This is a genomic window from Protofrankia symbiont of Coriaria ruscifolia (assembly GCF_900634745.1).
Lineage (GTDB): Bacteria > Actinomycetota > Actinomycetes > Frankiales > Frankiaceae > Protofrankia > Protofrankia californiensis.
The window spans coordinates 1-4323 of record NZ_CAAAFR010000066.1 but is presented as its reverse complement, the minus strand read 5'-3'; the positions used below and the strand labels follow the sequence as shown (position 1 = coordinate 4323).

Sequence of the window (4323 nt, the reverse complement as noted above, 5' to 3'; positions counted from 1 at the left end):
CCCACAACCCCATCCCCACCCGCATCCACCACAGCCGCATCCACCACAGCCGTGTCCACCGCATCCGCGCCCGCCGCCGCCACGTCGACTGCAGCCGGGCCCACTGTCGCCGGGCCCACCGCGGCCGTGTCGGCTGTCGCCGTGGGGATGGCCGGGTCCGCGCCGGCCGGCGAGGCGCACCCAGCCCACCAGGCCCACAGCGGCACGGTTCTCGCGCTGCCGGAGGGCAGCTGCCCGGCCCGCTGCGCGGGAACGTCGATGAGTGCCCCTGCACCAGCAACGGGATCGGGAGAACCAGCAGCGGATCCGGGAGTGGAGGCAGACAGCCCAGGGGCGGAGGGCCCGGGGACCGAGGCCGGCAGCCGCGCTCCAGACGCGGACGGTACCCGGCCGGGCAGCGTTCCGGACCTCGGCCCGCCGCCCTTCTAAGCGACCCGGGAACTTGGGCTTCCGCTCGCACGAGTGTCAACAGCACCCGGCCCGCCGTCGTCGGGCGGGAGAGCGTGTAACCGGTCTAGGACCTCCCGATCATCTGCGATGTTCTATACCGGTATAAACCATCTAAATATTATGAATGGTACAAAAACGGTACAAGAAGGTACTTCCGCTTCGGTCGTATGGTGCCAGCTTGACAGCATCGGTGACAGCGTGAACGCTGGTTACAGCGTAACCGCGACACGGAGCGGAGGAAGAGCTATGAGCACGAGCAGCACGCAGCGCCGGCACGAGACGGTCGCGCACGCGTTCGCCGACCTGATGAACGGTCACGATCCGGATGCGGTCGACAGTTTCGTCGCGGAGGACTACATCAACCACAACGTGTTCGTCGCGGACGGACGCGCGGCGAACCGAGCGTTCTGGACGCAGTGGTTCGCCGCGTTCCCAGACACCGAGGTGAGCCTTGATGATGTCTTGGTCGACGGAGATCGGGTTGCCGGCAGGTTCACCTACCGGGCGACATTTCGTGCCCCCTTCATGGGACTGCCGCCGACCGGTCGCACGGTGGTGATGCACTCGATCGACATCTGGCGCGTGGTCGGCGGTATGGCCGTGGAGCACTGGGACCAGCTCGACGGCCAGGCGTTCTTCGCGCAGCTGACCGGCGATGCCGACAGCCGATGACGGTCGAAGCACGGGATGACCCGGCGCCGACGCGTGCGCAGCAGCGCCGGGAGCGGGAACGGGCCGCCGCCCGCGAGTCGATCCTGTCCGCCGCACGGGAGCTGGCGCGAAGCGAGGGCTGGGACGCGGTGACCATGCGGCGGCTGGCGGAGCGCATCGACTACTCCGCGAACTTCGCCTACCGCTACTTCACCGGCCGCGACGACATCCTGCTCGCCCTCGTCCGCGACGGGTTCACCCGGCTGCGCGAGACCATGGACACCGCAAGCAAGCAGCCGATGTCCGGATCCGCCACCAGGGCGTCTGGCACGGACGTCGCAGCCATCCGGCGAGCCGCGCACGCCTACCTCGACTTCGCCCTGACCGAACCTGACCTGTATCAGCTCATGTACGGCCTGGGGGGCGTGCGCGTACCCGCCGCCGACACCTGGGTCGAGGGGCAAGCCGTCGGTGACGTCCTGACCGGACTACTCGCCGCAGCCGGCGACCGGCAGCCCGAGCAGCACGTGCTGCAGCTATGGGCCACCGCGCATGGGCTGATCGCGCTGCTGGCCGTCGGCCGCGTCGACGTCGACTCCGCCGCGCTGCACGCCCTGCTCGAGGACGCGCTGACCGACTGCCTCACCCGCGCCCTACCCACACCGGCGGCATCGCCTCGGCGCGGCACCCGATCGACCGGAAAGAGGCAACTGTGAGCAATCTAGCTACCGCCGCCGCGCTCGTCGCAGTCGCGACTGCCGCGATCATCTATGGCACCGACATCTTCTCCGCGCTCGTGCTGCGCCCTGCCGCAGTCGATGCCGCTGACGCCTCCATAGCCGACCTGCTCGGCCGGGTCCACGAGTACGGAGATCGCCGACTGCCCGTACCCGGAGCAGTTTCCGTCATCGCCGCAGCGCTCGCCACCACGACCAGCGACAACAATCCCGCGCGCATCGGCGGCGCAACAGCTCTGGCCGCGCTGCTGGCCTGGCTTGCGATCTACGTACGCGTCAGCGCGCCGATCAACAAGCAGCTCCGCACGGCCGCGGCCAACCGCACCGTTCCCCCGGACACGCGAGCCCTCCAGCAACGCTGGGACAGCGTCATCTGGGCCCGTGCCGCCCTGCAAACCGTCGCGCTGACCGGGCTGCTCACCATCGTCCTCAACCGATGAGCCCTGGCCTGCGCTGCCTCCAGCCCGCACCGGCACGAGCACCACCATGGGCGGGCGTGGCGGCGAGGTGAAGGTCCTCGACAGTCGTGATGGGCTTGTTCTTCGTTGGCAGCGAGAACTTGAGGATCTTCTTCTCAACGGAGAAGAGCTGCTTGGACAGCCGGCCGGTGTTGTAGCGCAGGCCGTAGCGCTCACATATCTCCCGGACCTCGGCAGCGATTTCAGGGTAGCGGCGGGCGGGGATGTCGGGGAACAGGTGGTGCTCGATCTGATGGGACAGGTTGCCTGTCATGACGTGGAAAAGCTTGCATCCGATGATGTTGGACGAGCCGAGCAGTTGGCGGTAGTACCAGTGGCCGCGGGTCTCGTTCTCCGCCTCCTCTTCGGTAAACGTGGCGACGCCCGCCGGGAAGTGGCCACAGAAGATGATGTTAAAGGCCCAGATGTTGCGGACCAGGTTCGCGAGCGCGTCACCGGCCAGTGTGCTCAGGAGGAAGGGGCCGGTGAGCAGCGGGAAAAGGATGTAGTCCTTGAGCGTCTGGTTGCGGACCTTGCGCAGCATTCCGCGGTTCAGGGGCTTGGCCTCAGCCCAGGTTCTCTCGCCGGCGAAGATTTTCTCAGCCTCCAGATCATGGAGGAGCACGCCCCATTCAAATAAGATCATCAACAGGAAGGCGTAGAGCGGGTTGCCGAAATACTTCGGCCTCCACTCCTGGCTCTCCTGCATACGCAGGATGCCATAGCCAAGGTCGCGATCCTTGCCGATGATGTTGGTATATGTGTGATGTATGTAATTGTGGGAGTATTTCCACTGCACGCTGGGACAGACGGTGTCCCACTCATACATACGGGAGTTCAGGCCGGGGTCACCCATCCAGTCGTACTGGCCGTGCATGACGTTGTGGCCGATCTCCATGTTGTCAAGGATCTTGCTCACGCTGAGCGAGACGACCGCGAGCGGCCAGGCCGGCGGCACGTAGAAGAGCACGCGGCCCGCGACCTCGAAGGCGCGCTGAGCCTTGACGACCTTGCGGATGTATGCCGCGTCCTTCTCGCCGAGGTCGGCGACGACCCGCTGCCGGATCGCATCCATCTCGGCGCCAAATGCCTCGATCTGTTCAGGGGTGAGCATGGTGGATTGAGTGGTCACAATGGGCCCCTTCTCCGATTTCTCGCCGATTTCGTCTGCGGCGGTGCGTTCGTTCGCGTGCGCGATTGAGGCACACGAGTCCGGGCGCAGTGGATGGGTCAGAGATCGACGGCGCAGTTGCCGACGGGGATGGACACGCAGATGCGGATGTCTTCGTCGGGCAGGCTCGACTCCTCGCCGGTGAGCACATTGCGGACAGTGCCCTCGGCCTTATGGGATGTACACGAGAAGCAGATGCCCATGCGGCAGCCGAACTCGGGAGTAAGCCCGGCGGCCTCGGCCTGCTCGAGCAGGCTGGTCCCGGTGTTGGCCGCGGTGGCGCCGGCCTTGGTGAAGGTCACCTCGCCCTCGGCCGTGCCATGAAAGACAGGCGTCTTGAACTACTCCACGCGCAGCTTGTCGCCACCGTCGTAGGCGGCCTGGATTTTCTCGATCAGGCCTGCCGGGCCGCAGGCCCAGGTGTCGACGTCCGGGTAGTCCGGCACGAGCCGGGACAGCTCCATCGGCGTGAAGAACCGGCCGCCCTGCCCCGGGTAGACCAGGTGGACATGGACGTTCGGAGGCAGTTCGGCGAGCTCGTCGGCGAAAATCTGGCGTGTCGGTGACTGTGCGTAATGCAAAAACGTGATGGTGCCGCCGTAGCCGCGGCGCAGCAGTGTGCGGACCATCGACATCACCGGGGTGATGCCCGAGCCGCCGGAGATGAACAGCAGTCGGTGCGGCAGCGGCTCGGGCATGGTGAACTCGCCGGCCGCCTGCGAGAGGTGGACGATCGTGCCCGGCCGGGCGCATTCAACGAGGTATTTGGAGACGACGCCGTCAGGGTTGGCGCGCACCGTGATCGTGATGCGGTCGCCGCGGCCGGACTCGGGCGAGGAGACCGAGAAGCACGGAT

The 4323-nt window shown here is 66.6% G+C and carries 5 protein-coding genes and 2 pseudogenes; 4 read left to right on the top strand and 3 right to left on the bottom strand.

The genetic code is table 11. The features are described from left to right. The 4 genes and pseudogenes from CV1CTNOD_RS24595 to CV1CTNOD_RS09800 all read left to right on the top strand — a co-directional run. A pseudogene (locus tag CV1CTNOD_RS24595) lies at positions 1-429 on the top strand (hypothetical protein); the annotation flags it as partial. 267 nt (positions 430-696) lie between these two features. Then, complete coding sequence (locus tag CV1CTNOD_RS09810; protein WP_131785818.1) at positions 697-1122, top strand: ester cyclase; 426 nt, start codon at positions 697-699, stop codon at positions 1120-1122. Beyond that, positions 1119-1817, top strand: coding sequence for a TetR/AcrR family transcriptional regulator (locus CV1CTNOD_RS09805; protein WP_131785817.1), 699 nt, complete (start codon positions 1119-1121; stop codon positions 1815-1817). The genes CV1CTNOD_RS09810 and CV1CTNOD_RS09805 overlap by 4 nt, the downstream gene beginning before the upstream one ends. After that, complete coding sequence (locus tag CV1CTNOD_RS09800; protein ID WP_165485414.1) at positions 1814-2278, top strand: DUF1772 domain-containing protein; 465 nt, start codon at positions 1814-1816, stop codon at positions 2276-2278. Before CV1CTNOD_RS09805 ends, CV1CTNOD_RS09800 begins: the two co-directional genes overlap by 4 nt. On the opposite strand, the gene CV1CTNOD_RS09795 is transcribed toward CV1CTNOD_RS09800, so the two are convergent. The 3 genes and pseudogenes from CV1CTNOD_RS09795 to CV1CTNOD_RS25600 all read right to left on the bottom strand — a co-directional run. Then, positions 2268-3410 carry a fatty acid desaturase gene (locus CV1CTNOD_RS09795; protein WP_131785819.1) on the bottom strand — a complete coding sequence of 381 codons (1143 nt, stop codon included), beginning with the start codon at positions 3408-3410 and terminating at the stop codon, positions 2268-2270. The genes CV1CTNOD_RS09800 and CV1CTNOD_RS09795 overlap by 11 nt on opposite strands. Positions 3411-3526: 116 nt before the next feature. Beyond that, positions 3527-3769 carry a 2Fe-2S iron-sulfur cluster-binding protein gene (locus CV1CTNOD_RS25605; RefSeq protein WP_207386311.1) on the bottom strand — a complete coding sequence of 81 codons (243 nt, stop codon included), beginning with the start codon at positions 3767-3769 and terminating at the stop codon, positions 3527-3529. 39 nt (positions 3770-3808) lie between these two features. After that, positions 3809-4323: pseudogene (locus tag CV1CTNOD_RS25600) on the bottom strand (ferredoxin reductase); the annotation flags it as partial.